Origin of the sequence: Agrobacterium sp. O3.4, from assembly GCF_041414895.1 — a bacterium.
GTDB lineage: Bacteria > Pseudomonadota > Alphaproteobacteria > Rhizobiales > Rhizobiaceae > Agrobacterium > Agrobacterium cucumeris.
This window is the reverse complement of the sequence record NZ_JALPZP010000001.1, coordinates 1,756,791-1,781,130: the sequence shown is the minus strand read 5'-3', so window position 1 is coordinate 1,781,130 and position 24,340 is coordinate 1,756,791. Positions and strand designations below refer to the sequence as shown.

The following is a 24,340-nucleotide window of genomic DNA, read 5'->3' as shown; positions in this document are numbered from 1 at the left end:
GGAATTGCCGCGATGCTCTTTGTCTATTTCAAGTTTATCAAGCGATAATAGCCTCATAAGAAGTCATGTGATCTAGGCACCGAGTTTTCTGTATAGATTTCATAAAAAACGCCGCGCATCCAGAGACACGCGGCGTCCAATCTTAAATCTCGCGACGATGCCTTAAAGCGCGATATCAGGCACCTTCTTCACTGGCGCACCCGCAGGGGTCGCGCCGGCACCCTTCAGCGCATCAAGATCGATCTGCGGCGGGGTCGGCAACTGCAGGTGCTCGGCGGTGTAAGCCCATTCCTCACGTACCTTTTCCGGATCGTCATTGAGCTTGGTGCCGTAGCTCGGCACGATCTGGCGGATCTTGGCCTGCCATTCCGGCGTCGCCACCTTGTCCTTGAACACCTTTTCCAGGACGCTGAGCATGATCGGGGCTGCGGTCGATGCACCCGGCGAAGCGCCGAGCAGGCCGGCGATGCTGCCGTCCTGTGCGGAGACGACTTCGGTGCCGAGCCGCAGCACGCCGCCCTTTTCTTCGTCGCGCTTGATGATCTGCACGCGCTGGCCCGCCTGCCACAGGCGCCATTCGCCCTGCTTGGCATTCGGGAAATATTCCTTCAGCGCGGCAAAGCGGTCGTCATCCGACATCATCAGCTGGCCGGCGAGATATTCCACCAGCGGATATTCATCGATGCCCACGCGCACCATCGGCCAGGCGTTGCTGGTCGTGACGGAGGAGACGAGATCGAAATAGGAGCCTTCCTTAAGGAACTTGGTGGAGAAGGTGGCGAAAGGCCCGAACAGAATGACACGCTTGCCACCCAGCACGCGGGTGTCGAGATGCGGCACCGACATGGGCGGCGAGCCGACCGAGGCCTTGCCATAGGCCTTGGCCAGATGCTGCATCGTCACATCGGGGTTTTCGTTGATGAGGAACGAACCGCCCACCGGGAAGCCGGCATAATCATCGGCTTCCGGAATGCCGGACATCTGCAGCAGATGCAGCGCGCCGCCGCCGGCGCCGATGAACACGAATTTCGCATCCACCACCTGTTCGGCATCGGTCTTGGTGTTGGCATAGGTCACGCGCCAGCTGCCATCGGCATTGCGCTGGATGTCGGAGACTTCGCTATTGACCTGCAGGTCGAAATTCTGGTCACCCTGCAGATGCGACACGAACTGGCGGGTAATTTCGCCGAACTCCATGTCGGTGCCGAGCGGCGACCAGGTCGCGCCGATCTTCTGGGAAGGATCGCGGCCTTCCATCATCAGCGGCACCCACTTCTTGATCTGCTCGGGGTCGCTGGAATATTCCATGCCGGCGAAAAGCGGGCTGGCCTTGAGCGCCTGATAGCGCTTTTCCAGATAGGCGATGTTCTCATCACCCCAGACGAAGCTCATATGCGGCGTGTGGTTGATGAAGGAACGCGGGTTTTTCAAGACGCCGTTGCGCACCTGCCAGGCCCAGAACTGCCGGGAAATCTGGAAGGATTCGTTGATGTTGATCGCCTGGGTGATCTTGATGTTGCCGTTGTCGTCTTCCGGCGTGTAGTTGAGTTCCGCAAGCGCCGAGTGGCCGGTGCCGGCATTGTTCCAGCCGTTCGAGCTTTCAAGCGCCACGCCATCCAGCCGCTCCAGCATCTGCATCGACCAGGTCGGCTCCAGTTCGCGCAGCCACACACCGAGCGTCGCGCTCATGATGCCACCGCCGATCAACAGCACATCGACCTTCTTGGCGGTCGTGTTGGCGAGAAGCGGAGAGGAGGGCAGCGCCGCTGCGGCAATCCCGGCAAGCGCGCCACCCAGAACCTGACGGCGGTTCAAAGCGTGGGAAAGGGAAGTGTCCTGGGAGAGATCAGTGAGCTGGGATTTGTCTTGATTGATGGGAGTCACGGCCATACCTGATTCTTGTTTTGTGTTAAAAACATTCCTCCCGACCGCCCCGTTATAGCAAAGCGCAAAGCGGCACAACCCGGACTTTTTCACTCCAGTTCAAGCACTTTTGCAGGTGGCTCGTCGGGACATATGGTCGCAACGGCATTTTTTGCGGTCTTGCGGATTGTCAGTTTTATGACTGCGAAGACCAGACAGGTCTTTCAAACGGTTGAAAGCGGTCTCTGGGCCAAATATCGCGGAACGGCCCACAATCCAGTGCCTGCGGGGCGCAATGGAACGGGCCCCGTGATTTTAGGCAAAAGTTTTTTTCAGGAAAATGACAATAATCCCGAAAAAGTGAAAAGGCCCGCCGTTGCGGGCGGGCCTCGTTCGTTCGGTTTTGGGCCGAAATCTTAGTTTGCGGCGAGGAATTCCGCGCAGTAGCTGGGGCCGTTGACGCCGGGGCGGTCGGAGACCGTGCGCACCGAGGTGATCGTATAATTGCTGGAAACGACCAGTTGCACCGTGCAGGAGAGCGAGGCGGTACGGGCGGGCGAAATCTGGCGACCCTTCTTGCCGTCCTTGCCTTCTTCGAACTTCGCCGGAATGGTGGCCTTCTTGTAACCGCCGCGCCAGTTATAGACGGTGGAGCTGCCGGATTCCGTGTCGCTCAGCGGCGGGCCGAATTTTGCGAAGAAAATGCCTGCCGACTGACCGACCCAGCGTGTTTCCACGGGGCTCTTCTGGGTGAAGGAAGGCACGGAGCCTTCCGATGTCGTGCAGGCGGAGAGCGCAATGGCGAGCCCTGCGAGCGTTACGCTGCGAAATAGCATGGTGAAATGTCCTTTGTGCCGTGTCCGGCATCCCGCCGGTCATACCGTTCCCCTAGCAGATTTGGCGGCGGCGGGCAGGGGAGGTATGCGGCTTGACGAAAATTTCCTGCCACAATTGCTTTTTTGTAACGTTTTTCGGCCCTGCGCCCCTTGCCGCAAGCGCTTGGCGAGGCTGCTTCACTGCGGGGAGGAAACTTGTCATAAAAAATGCAATAAGCCGCTTGTCGAATGCCGGAGGCTGGTCTATAGAAGCGCCGCTGGTCACGGAGTGTAGCGCAGTCTGGTAGCGCACCACGTTCGGGACGTGGGGGTCGGAGGTTCGAATCCTCTCACTCCGACCAGCTGAAAGCCTTGTATTTACGATGGCTTGCAACTCATCCCGATATTTCCTGAAAATCCCTGATGCAAAGTCTCGTGTCGAACTGACGTTTGAGACCCCGGCCGTTTGGTATGCAGTCGCCGACTGCTCGGTACCGACGCCCGCTTGTGCCCTCGATTAGCAATTGCACGAGCATTTCTCATTCTCGTCAGTGCGAGAATGAGAAAGGTAAACAACGGCGGGACGCCGGTAAGAGGCAGTAGGTCTAATCCAGTCGACCATTATCAGCGGTAGCGGTGGTCACCACGCCAGTCGCGACGATCACGCCAATCCCTCCGGTCGCGCCAGTCGCGACGATCATAGTCGCGGTAGTGGCGATCGCGGTCATAGGTGCGGTAATACACGCCGGTCGTGTAGTATCCGCCGCTCCGGTATCCTCTGTCGTCAACACAGCCGCTCAGGATGCCAACCGAAACCAGACAGATCGCTGCGGTTAAAATTTTCATGATCTTTATCTCCCAATGACGAACCCCAACGCGCGCTGGAGTTCGTAGTTCCATGGTTGAGAGAGTGACGTGTCGGCCATTAACCGGGCCTGAACGCGGTTCCACGGGGTTGCCTGAGGATAAGGTCCGTGGGTGCGCGATGGATGACGGCGCAGGCTCCAGCGCCGATTTGGCGGGGTACCATGGCGAGCCATCTTCTCGGTTTTTCCCGCCTTCGCAAACCTGATGCTTTTGACGTTATCAACTGCGAGGAAGCCAATGTCGGCTCAGCCGCAGGGAACGCAAAAGCACTTCAGCCGTTATCCATTCACAACAACGATGGAGGATAATATGCTGAAGGGTATTGCATTGTGGGCTATGGGCGTTCCGATCTTCGTGATCATTCTGCTTTATATGTTCGTGTTTTAAGCGGCGCCTCACACCAACGGCCCGCAACGAAAAAAGGCGACCGTTTTGCGGTCGCCTTTTTGTTTGTATCGGAAACTTTCTCAGTCCAGATCGCTGATCAGCCGCGAGGCCGTGGCCACATCCGTGCGGCGAATGTCGATCTCGTCGCGGTGTCTGGCCAAAAGCTCGCTTGCCAGCAGCTTTTCCGCAAGATCGGCGGGCAGCGAGAGAATGACCCGGTCGCCCTTTTCTTCCGTCGCACCAACGCTGCGTTTACCGGCGATCATGCCGCCTGCAACCGTATTGTTGGTGTCGGGGTCGATCAGGATGAAGGAGCCGGTCGCCCGGTTCTGTTCATAGGCATCGAAGATCGCCGTCTCGTCGAAGGAGAGCCGCACCTTGCCGATGGCATTCATTGGCAGCGAGGTCTCATGCGTCTGCCATTCGCCTTCCTTCAGGTTCAGCTGGCTGATTGGCTGTACGCTGACGCGCTGGCGGCGGCTGCCGCTTTTCAGCCAGTAGCGTTTGCCGGCCTCGATGCCGCCGGGCTGCAAGGCCACGATCTGCGCATCGAAGGCAAGGCCCGTCTGCGGTTGCGCCTCGATGGAAACGATCATGTCGCCGCGCGAGACATCCACCTGACGGTCAAGCACGAGGGTGACGGCATCACCGGCGACGGCAGCGTTGCGCACCAGATCGAAAGTGACGATCTGCTTGACATTGGCGACCATGCCAGAGGGCAAAACCACGACGCTGTCGCCCGGCTTCACCGAACCGCCGGCAACCGTGCCCTGATAACCGCGGAAGCTCTCACCCGGCCGCGAGACGCGCTGTACGGGCAGGCGGAAGCCGCCGGACTGCGCGGAGCGCACGGTGGCAAGCTCCAGCGTTTCCACCAGCGTCGGGCCTTCATACCAGGGCATGGAGGCCTTGCCTGATAGCACGACATTTTCGCCCTTCAGCGCCGACATCGGAATGGCGGTGATCTGCTTGATGCCGAGATTGGAGGCGAATTCGCGGAATTCATGGGCGATCAGTTCGAAACCGGCCTTGTCGTAATTCGTCAGGTCGATCTTGTTGATCGCCAGCACGAATTGCCGGATGCCCATCAGCGCCGCGATGGTGGCGTGACGGCGGGTCTGTTCGAGAATGCCGGTGCGCGCATCGACGAGCAGCACGGCGAGATCGGCCGTCGAAGCGCCGGTCGCCATGTTGCGGGTATATTGCTCATGGCCGGGGGTGTCGGCGACGATGAAGGCGCGCCGGTCGGTGGCGAAATAACGATAGGCAACATCGATGGTGATGCCCTGTTCGCGCTCGGCCTGCAAACCATCCAGCAGCAGTGCGAAATCGGGCAGGCCGAGATCGTTCTGCTTGCCGCTGTCGCGGTGCAGGGTGGCGGCCTGGTCTTCCTTGACGGCCTTGGTGTCCCAGAGAAGACGGCCGATCAGGGTCGATTTGCCGTCATCGACGCTGCCGCAGGTGATGAGGCGCAGCGGACGCGTATCGCGCGTTGCCTTCGAGTGTTCGGCAAACGGCAGAATGGTGGCGGAAGAGGGGGGATTGATAGCGGCGGCACTCATCAGAAATACCCCTCGCGCTTCTTTTTCTCCATCGAGCCGGACTGGTCGCGGTCAATCGCGCGGCCCTGCCGTTCGGAAACGGTGGCGATTTCCAGCTCGGCGATCACGTCCTGAAGCGTCGCCGCCTCGGAACGGATGGCGCCGGTCAGCGGGAAGCAGCCGAGCGTGCGGAAGCGGATCGAGCCGTGCTTGATCTCTTCGCCGGGCAGCAGTTCCAGCCGCTCGTCTTCGGCAAGGATCATCATGCCGTCACGCTCGATATAGGGGCGCTCGGCCGCGTAATAGAGCGGCACCAGCGGAATGTTTTCCGCCTCGATGTAACGCCAGATATCGACTTCGGTCCAGTTGGACAGCGGGAAGGCGCGCACGCTTTCGCCCTTGCGAACCATGCCGTTATAGATGTTCCACAGTTCCGGACGCTGGTTGCGCGGGTCCCATTTATGATCGGGCGTGCGGAAGGAGTAGATGCGCTCCTTGGCGCGGCTCGCTTCTTCGTCGCGCCGTGCGCCGCCGAAGGCGGCATCGAACTGGCCGGCATCCAGCGCCTGACGCAGCGCTTCGGTCTTCATGATGTCGGTGTAAAGCGCCGATCCATGCGAGAAAGGTGTGACGTTCTCCGCCGCACCGCGCGGATTGGTGTGGGAGATCAGGTCGAGATCATATTCCTTGACGATGTTGTCGCGGAATTCGATCATTTCCTTGAACTTCCAGCCGGTATTGACGTGCAGCAGCGGGAAGGGGATGCGACCCGGGAAAAACGCCTTGCGCGCCAGGTGCAGCAGCACGGACGAATCCTTGCCGATGGAATAGAGCATCACAGGGTTATCGAATTCGGCGGCGACTTCGCGGAAAATATGAATAGCTTCGTTTTCAAGCGCCTTCAGATGGGGATCGAGCGGCGGCTTGGATGCGACAGTATTCTTGCTGTCCGTCTCGTGGACTGCGTTGGACATTGTGAACTCCGGGAGATGTACTGAATGATTATCGTTGCGGGATGGCGGAAATGGCGGATGTCTGCTCCGCACCGGCGACGTGAAGACCGCATTCGCGCTTCTCGTCGTTTTCCCACCACCATCGTCCGGCGCGCTCAGGCTCGCCGGGCTTGATGGCGCGCGTACACGGCTCACAGCCGATGGAGGGGTAACCGCGCTGATGCAACGGGTTGACGGGGATGTTTTCCTTGGCGACATGCGCCTTGATGAGGTCGATATCCCAGTCCGCCAGGGGATTGATCTTGATGAGATTGCGCTCCGCATCAAATTCGGCAAACGGCGTCGTGGCGCGATTGCCGGACTGGCCGCGGCGAAGGCCGGTGATCCAGAAGGCAGCGCCATCAAGCGCCTTGCCGAGCGGGATCAGCTTTCTGACATGACAGCAGGCGTGGCGCGCTTCAACACTCTCGTAAAAACCGTTCAGGCCGTATTTTTCGGCATAGGCGTCGATATCGTCCTGTTCCGGGCGGAAGCGCCGGATTTCGATGCCGAAACGCTCTTCGGTTTCATCGATGAGATCGACGGTTTCCTTAAACAGCCGCCCGGTCTCCAGCGTCACGACATCGATCGGCAGGCGATGCGTGCCGATGGCAGCGGTGATGACCTGATCCTCGATGCCGAGGCTGGTGGTGAAGACGGCGCGCCCGCCAAGACTGGCGATAAACGAAAGCCGACCCGCCAGATCGAGCCCGGCAAGCGTGGCATCGAGGGAGGCGGTATCGGCTAAGGCATTTGCTGAATTGATCGTCATTGTCACGTCCGGGATTTCCATGGCCGATTATTGTGGAAATTCGGCCCTGCGAACAGAAATGACAGTCTTTGTGCGCTGCACTTCAGAGCAAAAATGCCTCACGCGTGCAGGGTATGAGCAAAAGATACCCGTTCACCTTCTTCGCAGCTTGGATTTGAATTGTGACAACTTCTACGCTAAGCCGGAATTGCCGGGTTTCCGGGCTTGTGGTCTACTGGTTTTACAATGATTTCGCAGAAGGCAAAATATGCGCTAAGGGCGCTCCTTTCGCTGGCTAAGGCCGACGGCGCCTGTCCTGTGCAGATTTCCGACATTGCCCGCGAACAGGCCATCCCGAAAAAGTTTCTGGAACAGATCCTTCTCGAAATGAAGAAGGAACGTCTCGTCGAAAGCCGGCGTGGCAAGCAGGGCGGTTATCTTCTGGCGCGCCCGGCCGCAGACATCACCTTCGGCGAGGTGCTGCGCCTCATCGACGGGCCGCTTGCCCCCTTGCCCTGCCTGTCGCAGACCGCCTATCGCCGCTGCGAGGATTGCGATGGCGAAAAGCAGTGCGAAATCCGCCACGTCTTTGCCCGCGTGGCCGACGCGACGCGCAACATCCTTTTCAACACCACCATCGCCGATGCGGTGGCGGGTGTCGAAGTGCCCGAGCTTTTGACGGCCTAGCACCACACCATCCACGACCTCCACCCACGACCTCCATCGTCATCCTCGGGCTTGACCCGAGGATCCATGGTCAGGCTGGGTTGTGGATCCTCGGGTCACGCCCGAGGATGACCGGGGGAGAGGGATACCGGCCTGTCGGCACATGGTCTTGCAACTTGTGACACGAGTTTCGCAGTGGTGGATGCTCAAACAACGAAACAGGCGGCAGAGCCCTTAGCTGTCGCCCTCCTGCGTCCCCCAAACGAAAAAATCGTCTAAAACCCCATAATATTTTTCGCCATCGCGGCAAAAAATCGGCAAAAATGTGAAACGGTTTTGCATTCAGCAAAGTTTTACACGACGCTTGTTGCGCCTTTCGCTTATGCTGCGCTGTATTTGTTGCCCGGGAAAACGCTCTCGGGAAACACTTTTTCGATCGTATTCGGCCTCATTGACCAACTCTACTCAACCGGTAGAGTTAAGCCATCGCAATCAGGAGGGAATACCGATGTCCAAGCTTCTGTCCGGTTTGAGCGTTGTCGCGCTTGGCCTTTCACTGGCACTTGGCGGCGCTGGCTCGGCCGCCGCGCAGACCAAGCTGCTCAACGTGTCCTACGATCCGACCCGTGAGCTCTACAAGGATTTCAACGAGGCCTTCGCCAAGAAGTGGAAGGCCGATACCGGTGAGGATGTCACGATCCAGCAGTCGCATGGCGGCTCCGGCAAGCAGGCGCGCTCGGTCATCGACGGTCTGGAGGCGGATGTGGTGACGCTGGCGCTGCAGAGCGACATCGACGCCATCGTTCAAAATTCCGGCAAGATCAACAAGGACTGGCGCACCCGCCTGCCGCATAATTCCTCGCCTTACACCTCCACCATCGTTTTCCTGGTGCGCAAGGGCAACCCGAAGGGCATCCATAATTGGGGTGATCTGGTGAAGGGCGATATCCAGATCGTCACGCCGAACCCCAAGACTTCGGGCGGCGCACGCTGGAACTATCTTGCTGCCTGGGCCTGGGCCAATGAAGAATTCAAGGGCGATCAGGAAAAGATCAAGGCCTATGTCGGCGATCTCTACAAGCGCGCCCCGGTTCTCGATACCGGCGCCCGCGGCTCCACGGTCACTTTCGCACAGCGCCAGATCGGCGACGTGCTGCTGGCCTGGGAAAACGAAGCCTATCTCGCTGGCCAGGAATTCGGCGCTGATGCCTTCGATATCGTCGTGCCGCCGATCTCGATCCTTGCCGAACCGCCGGTTGCCGTGGTTGACGCCAATGTCGACGCCAAGGGCACCCGCAAGGCGGCGGAAGCCTATCTGCAATATCTCTATTCCGACGAAGGACAGAATATTGCGGCCAAGCACTTCTACCGTCCGTCCAATCCCGCCGTGGTCTCCAAGGACCTGCTGAAGCAGCTGCCCGATATCAAGCTCGTCACCATCGATGATCCGATCTTCGGTGGTTGGGCCAAGGCGCAGCCGGAACATTTTGGCGATGGCGGCATCTTCGACCAGATTTACAAGCCCGCAAAGTAAGCGGATGATGGGGTGAAACGCGATCACCCGTCCGCAGGGACAAGACAATAAGAGCCTGATCGACCGGACGCCGTGCCGGTCGATACTTTATAATAAACGCCGGGGAACGCCGGCTCCCAGAGGGCATTTCCAGGAAAAGCGGACCCCGGTTTCCTGTCCTGGAAATGTACAAAAACAAAGATTATCCGGAGCCTTGATGAGCAATAATACATCCGGAAACAGGTGGAAATGGCGGCAGTCGAGCGTCATACCCGGCTTCGGCCTGACGTTTGGCTACACCGTCACCTATCTGTTTCTCATCATTCTTATTCCGCTCGGCGGCCTCGTCTGGTCCACGGCGAAACTTGGTTTTGCAGATTTTATCGCGATTGCCACCGATAGCCGCACGCTGAATGCGCTGCGCGTCAGCTTCGGCACCGCCTTCATCGCCGCTTTGGTCAACGCCGTTTTCGGCGTCATCGTCGCCTGGGTGCTGACGCGTTACCGGTTTCCCGGTCGCCGCTTCGTGGATGCCATCGTCGATCTGCCCTTTGCCCTGCCAACGGCGGTGGCCGGTATTGCGCTCACCACGCTTTATGCCAATCGCGGCTGGGTCGGCTCGCTGTTCGAACCCTTCGGCATCAAGATCGCGTTCACGCCGACCGGCATCGTCATCGCGCTTATCTTCATCGGCCTGCCCTTCGTGGTGCGCACGGTGCAGCCGGTCATGGAGGAGATCGACCGTCAGGTGGAAGAAGTGGCGGCAACGCTCGGCGCCAACCGCTTCCAGACCATCACCCGCGTTCTGCTGCCAAGCCTCACGCCCGCCATCCTCACCGGTTTTGCGCTCGCCTTCGCGCGCGGCGTCGGCGAATATGGCTCGGTCATCTTCATCGCCGGCAATATTCCGTATGTCTCGGAAATCGCGCCGCTCCTCATCGTCATCAGGCTGGAGGAGTTCAACTATGCGGCCGCGACCGGCATCGCCACCATCATGCTGATCATCTCCTTCGCCATGCTGTTCCTCATCAATCTCATTCAGGCCTGGAGCCGCAAGAGGTACGGTTATGTCTGAGACCGCTTCCCGCACCTCGCCCCGGCCGTTTCGCGATCCCGCCAGCGAGAGCCTTCCCGCCCGGCTGGCGCTGATAACTGTCGCCTTCCTGTTCCTTGCAGCCTTCCTCGTGCTGCCGCTTGTCTCGGTGTTCTTCGAAGCCTTCCGCAAAGGCGGGGAAGCCTTCTGGGAAGCCGTCGTCGAGCCTGATGCGCTGTCGGCCATTCGCCTCACGCTGCTTGTCGCCGCTATTTCGGTGCCGCTCAACGTGGTCTTCGGGGTTGCCGCCGCCTGGGCGATCGCCAAGTTCGAATTCAAGGGCAAGGCGTTCCTGATCACGCTGATCGACCTGCCATTTTCGATTTCGCCGGTTATTTCAGGTCTGGTCTATGTCATCCTGTTTTCCGCCCACAGCGTGCTTGGCCCATGGCTGAAGAGTTACGGCATCGAAATCCTGTTTGCGGTGCCGGGCATCGTGCTCGCCACCATCTTCGTCACCTTTCCCTTCGTCGCGCGCGAGTTGATCCCGCTGATGCAGGATCAGGGCAATGGCGATGAGGAGGCGGCGATTTCGCTTGGCGCTTCCGGCTGGCAGACCTTCTGGTATGTCACGCTGCCGAATATCAAATGGGGCCTGCTTTACGGCGTGCTGCTCTGCAACGCCCGCGCCATGGGGGAATTCGGCGCCGTTTCCGTCGTGTCAGGCCATATTCGCGGTGAGACCAACACCATGCCGCTGCATGTGGAGATACTCTATAATGAGTACAATATCGGCGCGGCCTTCGCTGTGGCGACGCTGCTGGCCGGTCTGGCACTGGTGACGCTCGTTCTCAAAACCATTCTCGAAATACGCTTTGGCGCGGGCAACGCAGCCGGCAAGCATTGAAAGGCATCTTCATGGAAGTGAAAGTTTCCGGCATCACCAAGCAGTTCGATCGGTTTCCGGCGCTGAACGACGTGTCGCTCGACATTCGTTCCGGTGAGTTGATCGCGCTGCTCGGTCCTTCCGGCTCCGGCAAGACGACGTTGCTGCGTCTGATCGCCGGCCTCGAACAGCCGACGCAGGGTCAAATCTTTTTCGGCGATGAGGATGCGTCGCACCGCACGGTGCAGGAGCGCAACGTCGGTTTCGTGTTCCAGCACTATGCGCTGTTCCGCCATATGACGGTGGCCGACAATATCGCCTTCGGCCTCAAGGTGCGCCCCTCCGCCAACCGCCCGCCGAAAGTCGAGATCCGCAAACGCGTATCCGAACTTCTCGACATGGTGCATCTCTCCGGTCTTGAAAAGCGCTATCCAACCCAGCTTTCCGGCGGCCAGCGCCAGCGCGTGGCGCTGGCCCGCGCTGTCGCCATCGAGCCGAAGGTCCTGCTTCTCGATGAACCCTTCGGCGCGCTCGATGCCAAGGTGCGCAAGGAGCTGCGCCGCTGGCTGCGCGAATTCCACGACCGCACCGGCCACACCACCGTTTTCGTCACCCACGATCAGGAAGAGGCACTGGAACTGGCCGACCGCGTCGTCGTCATGAGCCAGGGCAAGATCGAACAGGTCGGCACGGCCGATGACGTCTATGACACACCGAATTCTCCTTTCGTCTTCTCCTTCATCGGCGAATCCTCCAGCCTGCCGGTGACGATCCGCGATGGCCATGTGCTGTTCCAGGGCGAAAGCATCGGCATCGATGAGAGCGGCACGGGCGAGGGCGAGCTGTTCTTCCGGCCGGAAGATGTGGTGTTGACGGATGAGAAGGACGCGCTTTACGGCAAGGTCACCACCTGTCGCCGCCTTGCCGGCACCCGTATCGCCGAAATCGACATCGCCAATAACGGCCACGAGCCCTATCACCTCGAAATCGAAGTGCCGCTCAACGCCGCCGTGGCTGTTGGCGCGGAACTGCGCTTCCGCCCGACGCGGTGGAAGGTGTTTGGGAAGAAGTAGGCAGAAGCGGCGCGATTGGCGGCGTTGGTTCTGCAGTCGCCCTCAGTTCCCCGTCATACCGGCCTCGAGCCGGTATCCAGCCAGCCCAAATCCTTGGGCTGAAAGGAATCTCCCCGCCGCGCAGATGCGCGCCAGCTGGATGCCGGGTCATCTTCGGGCTTGGTCCGGGGACCGGCATGACGGGAAAGATGTAACCAGCAACACAAGACGCCGAATTTATAGCGCCAAATTACCCACACCCTCATTCCTGTGCTTGTCACAGGAATCCAGCCGACGCGCGTCTGCGCGACGAAAAAGACTCCTCCAGCCCAAAGACTTGGTCTGGCTGGATCTCTGTGACAAGCACAGAGATGAGGGAGGGGATGCACACAGATAGGGGGAGAAGCTACACGGAGGTGAGCCAGGCACACGTACCGGCCCCACAAATGCAGAAACGGAAAAGGGCCGCTGAAGCGACCCTTCCATGAGTTTGGTCCTGTTTACAGACCCGGGACTGTTTCTCAACGTTCCGAAGGCAGAAGAGGTTTACAACGAGGGTTGCCCCGTCGAAAACACACCCTTTCCATTGCCTGCACCAGAGACCGAAATCTCACTAGACATTGGATCACCTCCTTCCGATACGTTGAACATAACTAGAAGGTAGTACGATTCGTGAGTAATGCAAGAGGTGTTGCTTTAATCTGCCGCCGGACAGTTATGCCGCATCTGCAGCCTTCACGTCGAATTCGAAGTGGATGCTGTCATAGGGAAACTCCACGCCGGTCTCGTTCCGGTCGATAATGCCGGCATGGAGGAGCGACGTCACATCGCGATGAACGGCCTGCACGTCCCGCCCGACCCGACGGGCAACCTCCCGGATGGAAAGCGGTCCCTGTCCGGCGAGAGCCTTAACGATGGCAAGGCGCAATGGCGCGAGAATGCGGTGCAAATCCTCGTAACTGGAAAATTCGACTGATGGTTTCGCCTCCATCGGCTTTCCAGACATCGCCAGATTTCCGGCGGTAACAAAGCGGCTCTTTATGTCCTTGATCGTGCTGAGACGGACAGTAAGCGCTGTCATGACAAGATCCTTTCCATATCCGCTTCAAAAGCGTCGAACAGGGCTTCAAGTGAGGTGAATGTGATTACGTCTTCACGTCCATCCATATGACGATGATCGCCTTTGCCGCGTTCATTGTCATAACGCAAAACACATCTCCCTTTGATCACCAGCGCGAGCCGATATTTGAACGGATGGAGACTTCCGGGAACAGGCTCAGGCAAATGCCACAGGACAACCTCAAAGAAGGCCGTTTCATCGATCACTTTACGCGTCTTTTGGAGCAAAACAGCCTTCATGTTGTTATTCATGACAACATGAAGGCTTGTTGTCAATGAAAACAACACATGTGGTTCAAGACACTCGCATCACGATCTTGCCGATATGATTGCTGCTTTCCATCAGCCGGTGCGCTTCCACGACCTCATCCAGCGCAAAGACCCGGTTGATGACCGGCGCGACCTTGCCGCTTTCGACGAGCGGCCAGACCAGTTCGGTGAGGTCGTCGCGGATGGCGCGTTTTTCGTCGGCGGTGCGTGGCCGCATGGTGGAGCCGGTGACGGTGAGGCGTTTGACCATGATGGGGCGCAAATCGACTTTCTCGGCCGTCGTGCCACCCAGAAAGGCGATGATGGAGAGGCAGCCGTCCCTGGCGAGTGCGGCGATGTTCTTTTCGAAATAGGCCGCACCGATCATGTCGAGAACCACATCCACACCCTTGCCGCCGGTCTCGGCCTTGATGACGGCGGCGAAATCCTCTTCGCGGTAATTGATCGCCCGTCTGGCGCCAAGCTTGACGCAGGCGTCGCATTTTTCCGCGGAGCCGGCCGTCGCATAGACCTCAGCACCAAAGGCTTTGGCGAGCTGGATGGCTGTTGTGCCGATACCGCTGGTGCCGCCGTGGATCAGCACGCTTTCGCCTTCGGTGAGGCCCGCCATCTGGAAGAGATTGGCCCAGACCGTAAAGAAGGTTTCCGGCAGCGCTGCGGCTTTGATGGCATCATAACCCTTGGGGAAGGGCAGCGCCTGCCCGGCCGGCACGGTGCAATATTCCGCATAGCCGCCGCCATTGGCGAGCGCGCAGATTTTATCGCCCGGTTTGAATTCGGTCACACCTTCGCCGAGCGCAACCACTTCACCGGCAATTTCCAGGCCAAGGATCGGGCTTGCATCTTTGGGCGGCGGATAGATGCCCTGTCTCTGCGCGACATCGGGGCGGTTGACGCCCGCCGCCTCGACCTTGACCAGAATTTCGCCTTTGGCCGGTTTCGGCAAAGCCATCTGCGAAAGCCGCATGACCTCCGGGCCGCCATGGGAAGGAAGGTCGATGAAGCGCATTGTTTCGGGCAGGGTCGTGGGATCGGACATGGGCGAGGGCAACTCCCTGAGGATTGGCGTTACCTTAAAATGTAGGCCGGATGCGTCCTTTAGGGAAGGCGGCTCTTTGACGCTGGGGTACGTTGGGCGTTGTTGGTTCGCATGGGCGTGGAGTGAGCGGCTTTACCCCCCCTCTGCCCTGCCGGGCATCTCCCCCACAAGGAGGGAGACCATGCGCGGCGAGGTTTCGCCCTTATAAAAAGTTTGAGAATGGAACAGAGAAAGAGCCGCTTGCCGATCTCCCTCCTTGTGGGGGAGATGCCCGGCAGGGCAGAGGGGGGTAAAGCCGCACACTCCGGGCCAACCGGATTCTAAACTCGCCCCTTGTTTCTCAATTTGTCTCGCCGAACACCCGGATGACCAGCCCGCCTTCGCTTTCCTTGGCGGCGGTTTTCACACTGGCGATTTCGCTGCCGATACGCTCGGGATTGGCGATGATCAGGCCTTTCGGCAGGGTGAGGACACCGATCGAGCAGCGCAGCAGGGCAAAATCCCGCTCATTGCCGCGGCGGTCGAGCCCGACCATGTGGCCGGCCTCGCGGTCCTCGGGCGAATAGAGTTCCGCCACGTCGTCGTGAAAATCGCTGAGCAGGCGTTCGAGGATTTCCGTCAGCTCTTCCACCGTCCAGTCACGCACGCCGACGAAGAAATCGTCGCCGCCAATATGGCCGAGAAAGCAGTCGCCAGCGAAAAAGTAGCGGCGCATCAGCGCTGAAAACAGGGTGATGGCGTGGTCGCCGGCGTTGAAGCCGTATTTATCGTTGAAGGGTTTGAAATTGTCGAAGTCGCAATAGCAGAAGAACCGCGTCTCGTCGCCGTCGCCGCAGCTGTCGGCAATGAAGCCACCAATGGCGCGGTTGCCGGGCAGCGCGGTCAGCGGGTTCTGATCCTGCGCCATCTTCAGCTGTTTCTCATTGATGACCTTGATGAGCGAGGCCGCCGAGACGATGCCGGCATAACGCATGTTCTCGGTCAGGATGATGCAGGCGCTGCCGCCCATGCTGGCGAACATGTTCATCAGCTGGTCGGCATCCGCATCGAGGCCGACGATCGGCGCGGGATCGACGAAATGGGAAATCGTGCGCTCATAAATCTTGTTCTTGAGCAGGTCGCGGCCGAAAGGCCGATAGATATATTCCTTGAGGTGATATTCGTTGATGACGCCGCGCGGTTCGCCATTGGCGTTGAGAACCGGGAAAAATGCCTGCTGCGGGTTTCTGCGAAACAACTCGAAGACATTGTCGACGCTGTCATGTTCATAGACGGTGGGAAGACGCTCGATTTCCCGGCGGATCAATATTTCGTCCAGCGACTGGCTGCTGCGCCGCGCCACACCCATGCGGTTGAGATGCGGAAAGCTCTCCGGTAGCTCGCTGGTGAAGACCGTCGGCCTGGCGATCAGCCAGCCCTGCACCAGATCGACGCCATATTCGCGGCAGGTCAGGAACTCCGCTTCCGTTTCGATGCCTTCGGCAATCACCCGCACACCGAGAACATGGGCGATGTTGACGATATTGCGCACGAGGTGCTGCTTGCGCGGAAGATGATCGACGCCACTGATGAAGTGCCGGTCGATCTTCAGGTAGTCCAGCGGATAGTCGCACAAAAGCTTCATCTCGCCGTGACCGGCGCCGAAATCATCGATCGCCAGCTTGAAGCCTTCCTTGCGCATGCGGGCAATCAGCGCCGTGAATTCCGGCACACTGGTATTGTCGAAACGTTCGGAAAGCTCAAAGCAGATGGAGGAGGCCGGAATGCCTGCCCGCGCCAGATGGCCGACCAGCTTGTCGAGAATGGCATCGCCATGCGGGATCAGCCGCACATCGAGATTGAGGAACAGCGTGGTGGAGGAAAAGTCGGGCAGGGTGGAGAACTTTGCCAGCGCCCGGCTTGCCAGCATCTGCTCGAAAGCCTTCAGTTCGCCATCGGCAGCAGCCTGGTCGAGAAGCGCCAGCGGATTGGCAAAACCAAGCCGGTCATGGCCGCGCATCAGCGATTCATAACCGAAAATCGTGCCCGTCGTCGCCTCGACAATCGGCTGAAACGCGGTTTCGAGCGCAAGTTTCGCCATGGGAAACATATGCCCGGAGGCAAACCGCCTTATGACATCGTTCTCCATCGTGACGGCCTGCATTTCGTTCTCCACAATTGGCCGGCCCCCCGTTATTGCATGGCGTGAAAAATCCGCCACAACGGGGCCGTTTCTTTTACGGCGAACAATTGCAGATGACAGGTCAACAAAAGCTTTCACGACTGTGAAGCTTTGATGAACGTTTTGTCACAACCCCCTCAATATAACGGGGTTGCCGGACAGGGCCTCAGGCCCGGCGCGCATGCCCGGTGTGAGCGGCGTAAAGTTCCGCAACATTCATGCGTTCCCGGTCCGCTTCGACCGGGGCGGAAGGCCTTGTTTCGTTATTGTGTTGGGCAGAGGCCGCCCATAGCCGCAGCGCGGCCCTGACGACCTCGCTGCCGGATGCGTAAGCGCCGCAATTCACGGCTTCACGCATTCTTGCTGCCTGTTCCGGGGAAATCGATACTGTTACCATTGGCATGATATCACTCCCTTCTTTAAACGCTGCGATCGAGCCCTTGATGTCCAATTTGCGGACCGGGTACCGTCGTGGTCTATGGCGGGCGTTTTTATCGTTTTTCGTCTGGCGCCGCTTCCAGCGAAATTTGTATCACTTCCCATATTAGCACGAAACGCGTTTCATTCCCAATTCGCAGTATATCACGGTTTAGTTTTTCCCCTGTGAGGAGGGAAAGCGAGCCGGATGCGAGCCGCGCCGCAGCGCAAGGTTCATCAGGTTGCTCGGTATTTATGAGATTATCGGAACAAGGCGGCGGAAAATATGATCCATCGCAAATCCGCGACATAAAATGGCGCGTTTTTTATTGATTGATCGATCAATCAAGAATAATTTGCCATCCGTCAAGGAGACGACTATGCCCAAGATCGGAATGGAGCCTTTGCGCCGCAAGGCGCTTGTGGATGCGGCATTGCGCACCATCGGCCACCATGGTTCGCTGAATGTGACGATGTCTGACATTGCCCGGGAAGCGGGCGTGTCGGCGGCCCTTGCGCATCATTATTTCGGCAGCAAGCAGCAGCTTCTTCTGGAAACCATCCGCAGCCTGCTGCGCGACCTTAGGCGCGATGCCGTGGCGGCGCTGACCCGCGCTTCCGGCCCGCGCGAGAGGCTGAGCGCCATCGTGCACGTCTCCTTCCAGAGCGACCAGTTCACGCCGGAAACGGTGGCGGCATGGCTTGCCTTTTATGTCGAGGCGCAGCGTTCGGAGGAGACCCGGCGGCTGCTGGTGATTTATTCCCGCCGCCTGCGCTCCAACCTCATGGCAAGCCTCTCCCGGCTTTGCCCGCCCGATGACGCGGCGCGGATCGCCGAGGGGGCAGCGGCCCTGATCGACGGGCTCTATATCAGGCACAGCCTGCGTTCGGCCCCGCTTGGCATCGCCTCCGCGCCGGCGCTTGTCGAGGATTATTTCGACATGCAGCTCAAACACTATCCAGATGGACAGCGCCCCAAGCCGTCCATCCGCGTTCTTTAAGGAGACTTCGACATGACCATCGCGACGCCGCTCAAGGCGCAGCCCAAAGCCTCGCATTTCATCGACGGCACCTATGTCGAAGACACTGCCGGCACAGTGATCGAGAGCATCTTTCCGGCCACCGGCGAGGTTATCGCAAGGCTGCATGCGGCAACCCCGGCGATTGTCGAGCGCGCCATCGCCTCGGCCAAACGCGCCCAGAAGGAATGGGCGGCAATGAGCCCCATGGCCCGTGGCCGTATCCTCAAGCGTGCCGCCGATATCATGCGTGAACGCAACGATGCGCTTTCGACGCTGGAGACACTCGATACCGGCAAGCCGATCCAGGAAACCATTGTCGCCGACCCGACGTCCGGCGCGGATGCCTTCGAATTTTTCGGCGGCATCGCGCCTTCCGCGCTGAACGGCGATTACATCCCGCTCGGCGGCGATTTCGCCTATACCAAGCGCGTGCCGCTCGGCGTCTGCGTCGGCATCGGCGCATGGAACTATCCGCAGCAGATCGCCTGCTGGAAGGCGGCGCCCGCGCTGGTCTCCGGCAACGCCATGGTCTTCAAACCTTCGGAAAACACCCCGCTCGGCGCATTGAAGATCGCCGAAATCCTGATCGAGGCCGGTCTGCCCAAGGGCCTGTTCAACGTCATTCAGGGTGATCGTGATACCGGCCCGCTATTGGTCAATCACCCCGATGTCGCCAAGGTCTCGCTCACCGGCTCGGTGCCGACCGGCCGCAAGGTGGCCGCCGCCGCCGCCGGGCATCTCAAGCACGTGACCATGGAACTCGGCGGCAAGTCGCCGCTGATCGTCTTCGACGACGCCGATATCGAAAGCGCCGTCGGCGGGGCCATGCTCGGCAATTTTTATTCCTCCGGCCAGGTCTGCTCCAACGGCACGCGCGTCTTCGTGCAGAAAAAGGCCAAGGACCGTTTCCTCGAAAATCTGAAGCGCCGCACCGAAGCGATGATCCTCGGTGATCCGCTCGATTATGCCACCCATCTCGGCCCGCTGGTTTCCAAGGCCCAGCAGGAGAAGGTTCTCGCCTATATCGAAAAGGGCAAGGCGGAAGGCGCGACGCTGGTGACCGGCGGCGGCATTCCCAACAATGTCTCGGGCGAGGGTGCCTATGTGCAGCCGACCGTTTTTGCCGACGTGACCGACAACATGACCATCGCCCGTGAGGAAATCTTCGGGCCGGTTATGTGTGTGCTGGATTTCGATGACGAGGATGAGGTTCTCACCCGCGCCAACGCCACCGAATTCGGGCTGGCCGGCGGCGTCTTCACCGCCGATCTTGCCCGCGCCCACCGTGTGGTCGATGCGCTCGAGGCGGGTACGCTTTGGATCAACACCTATAATCTCTGCCCGGTGGAAATCCCCTTCGGCGGCTCGAAACAATCCGGCTTCGGGCGGGAGAATTCGGCGGCGGCGCTCGAGCATTATAGCGAGTTGAAGACGGTTTATGTGAGCACGGGGAAGGTGGACGCGCCTTATTGACGGTTGGCGGGTGGGGCTTACCCCCCTCTGCCCTGCCGGGCATCTCCCCCACAAGGGGGGAGATCGATCTGCGGCGAGGTCCCGCCCATCTCCACGTTTGAGATTGAAGTGACAAACGCGCGTCTTGCCGATCTCCCTCCTTGTGGGGGAGATGCCCGGCAGGGCAGAGGGGGGTAAGCCCCACCCAAAACCGGAACCCTTGGGAAAGAAACGGTAATGCAAGCAGATTACATCATCGTCGGCTCCGGCTCCGCAGGTTCCGCCATCGCCTATCGCTTGTCGGAGGACGGTCGTTATTCCGTCATCGTCATCGAGGCCGGGGGGTCGGATTTCGGCCCCTTCATCCAGATGCCGGCCGCACTCGCCTGGCCGATGAGCATGAAGCGTTACAATTGGGGTTACCACTCCGAACCCGAACCGAACCTCAACAACCGCCGCATCACCGCACCCCGCGGCAAGGTCATCGGCGGCTCGTCCTCCATCAACGGTCTCGTCTACGTGCGCGGCCATGCCGAGGATTTCAACCGCTGGGAAGAACTCGGCGCGCAGGGATGGGCCTATGCGGATGTGCTGCCCTATTTCAAGCGCATGGAACACAGCCATGGCGGCGAAGAAGGCTGGCGCGGCACGGATGGGCCGCTGCATGTGCAGCGCGGCCCGGTGAATAATCCGCTGTTCCACGCCTTCATTCAGGCCGGCGCGCAGGCCGGCTTCGAGCTGACCGACGACTATAACGGCTCCAAGCAGGAAGGTTTCGGCCTGATGGAGCAGACCATCCACAACGGCCGTCGCTGGTCCGCCGCCAATGCTTATCTGCGGCCGGCGCTGAAGCGCGGCAATGTTACGCTGGTTGGCGGTTTCGCCCGCAAGATCGTCATCGACAATGGCCGCGCCGTGGGTGTGGAGATCGAGCGCAAGGGCGTGGTCGAAACCATCAAGGCCAATCGCGAAGTCATCGTGTCCGCATCCTCATTCAATTCGCCGAAGCTGCTGATGCTGTCGGGCATCGGCCCCGCTGCGCATCTGAAGGACATGGGCATCGAGGTGAAGGCGGATCGTCCGGGTGTGGGCGCAAACCTCCAGGACCATATGGAGTTCTATTTCCAGCAGGTCTCCACCAAACCGGTCTCGTTATATTCCTGGCTGCCATGGTTCTGGCAGGGCGTGGCCGGCGCGCAATGGCTGCTGTCGAAAGGCGGGCTTGGCGCTTCCAACCAGTTCGAGGCCTGCGCCTTCCTGCGCTCCGCACCGGGCCTGAAGCAGCCTGATATCCAGTATCATTTCCTGCCCGTCGCCATTTCCTATGACGGCAAGGCGGCGGCGAAAAGCCATGGTTTTCAGGTGCATGTCGGCTACAACCTGTCGAAATCACGCGGCAACGTCACGCTGCGCTCAGCCGATCCGAAGGATGATCCGGTCATTCGTTTCAACTATATGAGCCACCCGGAAGACTGGGAAAAATTCCGCCATTGCGTGCGTCTGACCCGCGAAATCTTCAGCCAGAAAGCTTTCGACGATTTTCGCGGACCGGAAATCCAGCCGGGTGAAAAAGTGGCGAGCGACGATGAGATCGACGCCTTTTTGCGGGAGCATCTGGAAAGCGCCTATCACCCCTGCGGCACCTGCCGGATGGGCGACAGGGACGATCCGATGGCTGTCGTCGATCCCGAATGCCGGGTCATCGGCGTGGAGGGCCTGCGTGTCGCCGACAGTTCGATCTTCCCGCATGTGACCTATGGCAACCTCAACGGCCCGTCGATCATGACCGGCGAAAAGGCCGCCGATCATATTCTCGGCAAAACCCCGTTGCCGCGTTCCAATCAGGAACCGTGGGCGAACCCGCGCGCGGCCGTCAGCGACCGGTGAGGATCAATGGTAATCATCCTCGCGCTGGTGGCGGACGGCGGCGATGGTGACGGTTTCCGGGCTGTCGATGCGGAACAGCACGACATATCCGGAGGAGCCGAAAGGAACGAGGAGTTCGCGCATCAGGCTGTTTTCCGCAGATGCCTTGCGGCAACTGAAGGGAAAGTCGCTAAGGATCTCTAATCCTGCCCTGATGGCGCGGATCGCTTTCTCCGCCACATCGATATCATAGGCAATCAGAAAGTCGTAAATTCGGTCAAAATCACCCAGCGCTTCTTCAGTATAGCGAAGCTCATACGTCATTTCCGCTTCGCGGCTTTCGCAGCATCAAGTTTTCTTTGCATCATCGAGAGAACATCGTCTGTGGTATAATAAATCCCAGTACGCTCCGCCTCTTCGAGAGATGCCAAACCGCGTGCGATAAACTCCGCCTGTGATTTGCGGATCTCCACCTGCCTGCGCACGGAATCTTCAACGAAGGAGGAGAGCGTCTCGCCGTCCTTCAGCACGCTTTCCGCCGCCTCGCGAAAATCCGCCGTTACCCGCAGCGAAGGCAATGTTGCCGTTTTCATGTCGCATCTCCATGCGTTGCAATTGCGATGCGAAGGATGTCTCAGTTATGAGGTGGAGTCAATTTCAAACTCGGCAGAGGTGCCGTAAAGCCCGCTATTTCAGGCCTCCGGCCCCGCCACCCCAAAGTAACCCAACCCCGGTATCTTCACCCCCGGCCTGCTGAAATCGACCCCGGCGACCAGACCCAGAAAATTGATCTCGAAACCGCTGCGCGCACCCGCCGAAACGCCAAACAAGCCACCGAGCGACACGCTCGCATCCTTCCAGTCGTCGGCAATGTGATAGAACGCGCCGTTCGGCAGGTAGTCGCGCCCCACCGCATCGGGCGGCAGAACGACGCCGAGTTCCGGCACGCTGCGCAGCACATGGGCGACGAAGGTGTTGGAGTTGGGGCCGGGATAGATGCGGTAGCCGCCCGGCTTGGCATAGGGGTAATCGGCAATCGCCTGTTCGATCCTGGGGATCAGCTTTTCCGCCTCAGCACCATGAATGGCCACCACCTGGCGCGGCGTGTTGGAATACCAATAGGCATCGGCCGCATAGCCATTGCGGCGGATGGGCGTTCCCCAACCCACCTTGTCATAACGATCATACGCCGTCGCACCCGGCTTTTTCAGCACGATCCAGGCATGGCTGGCGACGGAACCCTTGAAGCCGCCGGTCATGGCGGAAAACACGTAAACCGCAGCCTGCTTGTCGGCTCCGGCTTGCGGAAGGGTGCCGGAGGAGGACCAGCGGGCATCGCGCCAGCCCTGCGGATGTTCCCGCATGGCCCACAAGCCGGCGGATGCCAGAGCGGGAAGCAGATAGATAATGGCAATCGCCAGCAGCAGACGTTTTGCAAATTTCACTGATAGCCCCGTGCATCGAAAAATCAATTGCGGTATCAACGGCATAAAATCAGAACTTTTTGAGGCTGCGAACATGAACAATTCCGTTACCGTCGAAGTCACCAGGGGCAGCCTCGTCGAAAGCCGCCATCAGGGTCTTGCCGTGGTGGTGGATGGTGATGGCGGCATTGTGTTTTCCGCAGGTGATGTAGAGCGCGGCATCTTCCCGCGTTCCGCCTGCAAGGCCATGCAGGCGCTGCCGCTGGTGGAAAGCGGGGCGGCGGATGCCTATGGTTTCGGCGATCGTGAACTGGCGCTTGCCTGCTCCTCCCATTCCGGCGAGGACGCGCATGTGGAACTTGCCGCCGCCATGCTTGCGAAGGCCGGCAGGGATGTCGATACGCTGGAATGCGGTGCGCACTGGTCATCCGACCAGAAAACCATCATCCATCAGGCCCGCACGCTGGAAAAACCGACGGCGCTACACAATAATTGCTCCGGCAAACACTCCGGCTTCATCTGCGCCTGCTGCCACACGGGTACCGACCCCAAGGGCTATGTCGGTTATGATCACCCGCTGCAGAAGCAAATCCGCGCCACGATGGCGAGCCTGACGGGCGCGGCGCTCGGCGATGATAATTGCGGCGTCGATGGTTGCTCCATCCCCACCTATGCGGTGCCGCTCACGGGGCTGGCGCATGGTTTCGCCAGGATGGCGACGGGCAGGGGGCTGGAAGCGGGTCGCGCCAAAGCCTCGCATCGTCTCATCGAGGCCTGCATGGCGGAACCGTTTTACGTGGCAGGCACTGGCCGCGCCTGCACCAGGCTGATGCAGATCGCACCGGGCAAGATTTTCGCCAAGACCGGCGCTGAAGGTGTCTTCGTGGCGGCCCTGCCGGAAAAGGGCATAGCCATGGCGGTGAAATGCGAGGACGGCACGACGCGCGCGGCCGAAGCCATGGTCTCGGCACTGCTCGCCCGCTATTTTGATGAGGGCAGCGCCGAGCAGCAGGCTCTGACAGGCATGGCCAACCGGCAGATGCGCAATTGGAATGGCATCCATGTCGGTGATATCAGAGTCGTCGGGCTATAAAATCAGGCGTTAAAAAACACGATAAAACCTTTGACGCCGCCGGTTGCCGGCACGATGATGGCTTGCCCTGCGCGTGACGGCCGAACCCCGGCCGCCGGCAAGGCCCGGCGT

Annotated in this window: 24 protein-coding genes and 1 tRNA gene; 11 read left to right on the top strand and 14 right to left on the bottom strand. The window is 59.6% G+C overall.

The features are described 5' to 3' along the window. Nucleotides 1-162: 162 nt before the first annotated feature. Nucleotides 163-1,890 (bottom strand): malate dehydrogenase (quinone), encoded by a 1,728-nt coding sequence (gene mqo, locus M0412_RS08700; protein WP_269698524.1) that lies wholly within the window; start codon nt 1,888-1,890, stop codon nt 163-165. A gap of 389 nt (nt 1,891-2,279) precedes the next feature. Continuing rightward, a complete protein-coding gene (locus tag M0412_RS08695; RefSeq protein ID WP_142839282.1) occupies nt 2,280-2,699 on the bottom strand; it encodes a hypothetical protein in 420 nt (139 codons plus the stop codon). Nucleotides 2,700-2,963: 264 nt separating this feature from the next. On the opposite strand from M0412_RS08695, the gene M0412_RS08690 reads away from it, so the two are divergent. Then, nucleotides 2,964-3,040: transfer RNA gene (locus M0412_RS08690), tRNA-Pro, on the top strand. 262 nt (nt 3,041-3,302) lie between these two features. Here the strand turns inward: M0412_RS08690 and M0412_RS08685 are convergent. Then, nucleotides 3,303-3,524, bottom strand: coding sequence for a hypothetical protein (locus M0412_RS08685; RefSeq protein ID WP_142839283.1), 222 nt, complete (start codon nt 3,522-3,524; stop codon nt 3,303-3,305). 182 nt (nt 3,525-3,706) lie between these two features. Here M0412_RS08685 and M0412_RS08680 point away from each other — a divergent pair, with 182 nt between their 5' ends. Beyond that, nucleotides 3,707-3,853: a hypothetical protein gene (locus M0412_RS08680; protein ID WP_283159196.1), complete on the top strand. Its 147-nt coding sequence runs from the start codon at nt 3,707-3,709 to the stop codon at nt 3,851-3,853. A 159-nt stretch (nt 3,854-4,012) separates the two neighbouring features. On the opposite strand, the gene cysN is transcribed toward M0412_RS08680, so the two are convergent. Genes cysN through M0412_RS08665 form a run of 3 tightly spaced genes read right to left on the bottom strand, consistent with a single transcriptional unit; the run spans nt 4,013 to nt 7,258 of the window. Further along, nucleotides 4,013-5,494, bottom strand: a complete 1,482-nt coding sequence (cysN, locus tag M0412_RS08675) for a sulfate adenylyltransferase subunit CysN (RefSeq protein ID WP_269698523.1) — start codon at nt 5,492-5,494, stop codon at nt 4,013-4,015. Continuing rightward, nucleotides 5,494-6,447, bottom strand: a complete 954-nt coding sequence (cysD, locus tag M0412_RS08670; protein ID WP_137037238.1) for a sulfate adenylyltransferase subunit CysD — start codon at nt 6,445-6,447, stop codon at nt 5,494-5,496. Before cysD ends, cysN begins: the two co-directional genes overlap by 1 nt. Before the next feature lie 28 nt (nt 6,448-6,475). Continuing rightward, nucleotides 6,476-7,258: a phosphoadenylyl-sulfate reductase gene (locus M0412_RS08665; RefSeq protein WP_269698522.1), complete on the bottom strand. Its 783-nt coding sequence runs from the start codon at nt 7,256-7,258 to the stop codon at nt 6,476-6,478. A 204-nt stretch (nt 7,259-7,462) separates the two neighbouring features. Between M0412_RS08665 and M0412_RS08660 the strand changes: the two genes are divergently transcribed. The 5 genes from M0412_RS08660 to M0412_RS08640 all read left to right on the top strand — a co-directional run bounded on the left by M0412_RS08660 (nt 7,463) and on the right by M0412_RS08640 (nt 12,387). Continuing rightward, nucleotides 7,463-7,903: an Rrf2 family transcriptional regulator gene (locus M0412_RS08660; protein ID WP_003520468.1), complete on the top strand. Its 441-nt coding sequence runs from the start codon at nt 7,463-7,465 to the stop codon at nt 7,901-7,903. A gap of 487 nt (nt 7,904-8,390) precedes the next feature. Then, nucleotides 8,391-9,416 carry a sulfate ABC transporter substrate-binding protein gene (locus M0412_RS08655; protein ID WP_142839287.1) on the top strand — a complete coding sequence of 342 codons (1,026 nt, stop codon included), beginning with the start codon at nt 8,391-8,393 and terminating at the stop codon, nt 9,414-9,416. A 196-nt stretch (nt 9,417-9,612) separates the two neighbouring features. Then, entirely contained in the window at nt 9,613-10,470 is an 858-nt protein-coding gene (gene cysT, locus M0412_RS08650) for a sulfate ABC transporter permease subunit CysT (RefSeq protein WP_010971172.1), read from the top strand. After that, complete coding sequence (gene cysW, locus M0412_RS08645; RefSeq protein ID WP_142839288.1) at nt 10,463-11,335, top strand: sulfate ABC transporter permease subunit CysW; 873 nt, start codon at nt 10,463-10,465, stop codon at nt 11,333-11,335. The genes cysT and cysW overlap by 8 nt, the downstream gene beginning before the upstream one ends. Nucleotides 11,336-11,346: 11 nt before the next feature. Next, nucleotides 11,347-12,387: a sulfate/molybdate ABC transporter ATP-binding protein gene (locus M0412_RS08640; protein WP_142839289.1), complete on the top strand. Its 1,041-nt coding sequence runs from the start codon at nt 11,347-11,349 to the stop codon at nt 12,385-12,387. A gap of 694 nt (nt 12,388-13,081) precedes the next feature. On the opposite strand, the gene M0412_RS08635 is transcribed toward M0412_RS08640, so the two are convergent. The 5 genes from M0412_RS08635 to M0412_RS08615 form a co-directional block, all read right to left on the bottom strand. Then, nucleotides 13,082-13,447, bottom strand: coding sequence for a helix-turn-helix domain-containing protein (locus tag M0412_RS08635; protein WP_142839291.1), 366 nt, complete (start codon nt 13,445-13,447; stop codon nt 13,082-13,084). Continuing rightward, a complete protein-coding gene (locus M0412_RS08630; protein WP_142839292.1) occupies nt 13,444-13,725 on the bottom strand; it encodes a DUF6516 family protein in 282 nt (93 codons plus the stop codon). Before M0412_RS08630 ends, M0412_RS08635 begins: the two co-directional genes overlap by 4 nt. A gap of 55 nt (nt 13,726-13,780) precedes the next feature. Beyond that, on the bottom strand, nt 13,781-14,794 hold the full coding sequence (locus tag M0412_RS08625; protein WP_161991148.1) for an NAD(P)H-quinone oxidoreductase: 1,014 nt from the start codon (nt 14,792-14,794) through the stop codon (nt 13,781-13,783). A gap of 340 nt (nt 14,795-15,134) precedes the next feature. Continuing rightward, complete coding sequence (locus M0412_RS08620; RefSeq protein WP_269698521.1) at nt 15,135-16,937, bottom strand: GGDEF domain-containing protein; 1,803 nt, start codon at nt 16,935-16,937, stop codon at nt 15,135-15,137. A 184-nt stretch (nt 16,938-17,121) separates the two neighbouring features. After that, the gene (locus M0412_RS08615; protein WP_269698520.1) at nt 17,122-17,358 is read right to left on the bottom strand and encodes a type II toxin-antitoxin system ParD family antitoxin; all 237 of its coding nucleotides are present in this window, start codon (nt 17,356-17,358) and stop codon (nt 17,122-17,124) included. A 394-nt stretch (nt 17,359-17,752) separates the two neighbouring features. Here M0412_RS08615 and betI point away from each other — a divergent pair, with 394 nt between their 5' ends. The 3 genes from betI (at nt 17,753) to betA (ending at nt 21,733) form a co-directional block, all read left to right on the top strand. Then, nucleotides 17,753-18,373, top strand: a complete 621-nt coding sequence (gene betI, locus M0412_RS08610; protein ID WP_142839296.1) for a transcriptional regulator BetI — start codon at nt 17,753-17,755, stop codon at nt 18,371-18,373. Nucleotides 18,374-18,385: 12 nt separating this feature from the next. Continuing rightward, nucleotides 18,386-19,867, top strand: a complete 1,482-nt coding sequence (gene betB / locus M0412_RS08605) for a betaine-aldehyde dehydrogenase (protein ID WP_142839297.1) — start codon at nt 18,386-18,388, stop codon at nt 19,865-19,867. Between the two features lie 216 nt (nt 19,868-20,083). Further along, on the top strand, nt 20,084-21,733 hold the full coding sequence (betA, locus tag M0412_RS08600) for a choline dehydrogenase (RefSeq protein ID WP_142839298.1): 1,650 nt from the start codon (nt 20,084-20,086) through the stop codon (nt 21,731-21,733). Nucleotides 21,734-21,736: 3 nt separating this feature from the next. Here the strand turns inward: betA and M0412_RS08595 are convergent, their stop codons facing one another. The 3 genes from M0412_RS08595 to M0412_RS08585 all read right to left on the bottom strand — a co-directional run bounded on the left by M0412_RS08595 (nt 21,737) and on the right by M0412_RS08585 (nt 23,157). After that, nucleotides 21,737-22,036 carry a type II toxin-antitoxin system RelE/ParE family toxin gene (locus M0412_RS08595; RefSeq protein WP_142839299.1) on the bottom strand — a complete coding sequence of 100 codons (300 nt, stop codon included), beginning with the start codon at nt 22,034-22,036 and terminating at the stop codon, nt 21,737-21,739. Continuing rightward, nucleotides 22,033-22,305 (bottom strand): YlcI/YnfO family protein, encoded by a 273-nt coding sequence (locus M0412_RS08590; protein WP_142839300.1) that lies wholly within the window; start codon nt 22,303-22,305, stop codon nt 22,033-22,035. The genes M0412_RS08595 and M0412_RS08590 overlap by 4 nt, the downstream gene beginning before the upstream one ends. Nucleotides 22,306-22,404: 99 nt before the next feature. Further along, nucleotides 22,405-23,157 carry a DUF3750 domain-containing protein gene (locus tag M0412_RS08585; protein WP_269698519.1) on the bottom strand — a complete coding sequence of 251 codons (753 nt, stop codon included), beginning with the start codon at nt 23,155-23,157 and terminating at the stop codon, nt 22,405-22,407. A gap of 73 nt (nt 23,158-23,230) precedes the next feature. Between M0412_RS08585 and M0412_RS08580 the strand changes: the two genes are divergently transcribed. Continuing rightward, a complete protein-coding gene (locus M0412_RS08580) occupies nt 23,231-24,229 on the top strand; it encodes an asparaginase (RefSeq protein ID WP_269698518.1) in 999 nt (332 codons plus the stop codon). Nucleotides 24,230-24,340 lie beyond the last annotated feature (111 nt).

What these genes read in the sequence shown, in the direction of transcription:
- M0412_RS08695 (WP_142839282.1), bottom strand. Translation starts at nt 2,699, where the DNA reads ATGCTATTTCGCAGCGTAACGCTCGCAGGGCTCGCCATTGCGCTCTCC.
- M0412_RS08580 (WP_269698518.1), top strand. Translation starts at nt 23,231, where the DNA reads ATGAACAATTCCGTTACCGTCGAAGTCACCAGGGGCAGCCTCGTCGAA.
- M0412_RS08655 (WP_142839287.1), top strand. Translation starts at nt 8,391, where the DNA reads ATGTCCAAGCTTCTGTCCGGTTTGAGCGTTGTCGCGCTTGGCCTTTCA.
- mqo (WP_269698524.1), bottom strand. Translation starts at nt 1,890, where the DNA reads ATGGCCGTGACTCCCATCAATCAAGACAAATCCCAGCTCACTGATCTC.
- cysD (WP_137037238.1), bottom strand. Translation starts at nt 6,447, where the DNA reads ATGTCCAACGCAGTCCACGAGACGGACAGCAAGAATACTGTCGCATCC.
- M0412_RS08615 (WP_269698520.1), bottom strand. Translation starts at nt 17,358, where the DNA reads ATGCCAATGGTAACAGTATCGATTTCCCCGGAACAGGCAGCAAGAATG.
- M0412_RS08630 (WP_142839292.1), bottom strand. Translation starts at nt 13,725, where the DNA reads ATGAAGGCTGTTTTGCTCCAAAAGACGCGTAAAGTGATCGATGAAACG.
- M0412_RS08680 (WP_283159196.1), top strand. Translation starts at nt 3,707, where the DNA reads ATGGCGAGCCATCTTCTCGGTTTTTCCCGCCTTCGCAAACCTGATGCT.
- cysN (WP_269698523.1), bottom strand. Translation starts at nt 5,494, where the DNA reads ATGAGTGCCGCCGCTATCAATCCCCCCTCTTCCGCCACCATTCTGCCG.
- cysW (WP_142839288.1), top strand. Translation starts at nt 10,463, where the DNA reads ATGTCTGAGACCGCTTCCCGCACCTCGCCCCGGCCGTTTCGCGATCCC.
- M0412_RS08635 (WP_142839291.1), bottom strand. Translation starts at nt 13,447, where the DNA reads ATGACAGCGCTTACTGTCCGTCTCAGCACGATCAAGGACATAAAGAGC.
- M0412_RS08660 (WP_003520468.1), top strand. Translation starts at nt 7,463, where the DNA reads ATGATTTCGCAGAAGGCAAAATATGCGCTAAGGGCGCTCCTTTCGCTG.
- betB (WP_142839297.1), top strand. Translation starts at nt 18,386, where the DNA reads ATGACCATCGCGACGCCGCTCAAGGCGCAGCCCAAAGCCTCGCATTTC.
- betI (WP_142839296.1), top strand. Translation starts at nt 17,753, where the DNA reads ATGCCCAAGATCGGAATGGAGCCTTTGCGCCGCAAGGCGCTTGTGGAT.
- betA (WP_142839298.1), top strand. Translation starts at nt 20,084, where the DNA reads ATGCAAGCAGATTACATCATCGTCGGCTCCGGCTCCGCAGGTTCCGCC.
- M0412_RS08590 (WP_142839300.1), bottom strand. Translation starts at nt 22,305, where the DNA reads ATGAAAACGGCAACATTGCCTTCGCTGCGGGTAACGGCGGATTTTCGC.
- cysT (WP_010971172.1), top strand. Translation starts at nt 9,613, where the DNA reads ATGAGCAATAATACATCCGGAAACAGGTGGAAATGGCGGCAGTCGAGC.
- M0412_RS08625 (WP_161991148.1), bottom strand. Translation starts at nt 14,794, where the DNA reads ATGTCCGATCCCACGACCCTGCCCGAAACAATGCGCTTCATCGACCTT.
- M0412_RS08640 (WP_142839289.1), top strand. Translation starts at nt 11,347, where the DNA reads ATGGAAGTGAAAGTTTCCGGCATCACCAAGCAGTTCGATCGGTTTCCG.
- M0412_RS08620 (WP_269698521.1), bottom strand. Translation starts at nt 16,937, where the DNA reads ATGCAGGCCGTCACGATGGAGAACGATGTCATAAGGCGGTTTGCCTCC.
- M0412_RS08685 (WP_142839283.1), bottom strand. Translation starts at nt 3,524, where the DNA reads ATGAAAATTTTAACCGCAGCGATCTGTCTGGTTTCGGTTGGCATCCTG.
- M0412_RS08595 (WP_142839299.1), bottom strand. Translation starts at nt 22,036, where the DNA reads ATGACGTATGAGCTTCGCTATACTGAAGAAGCGCTGGGTGATTTTGAC.
- M0412_RS08665 (WP_269698522.1), bottom strand. Translation starts at nt 7,258, where the DNA reads ATGGAAATCCCGGACGTGACAATGACGATCAATTCAGCAAATGCCTTA.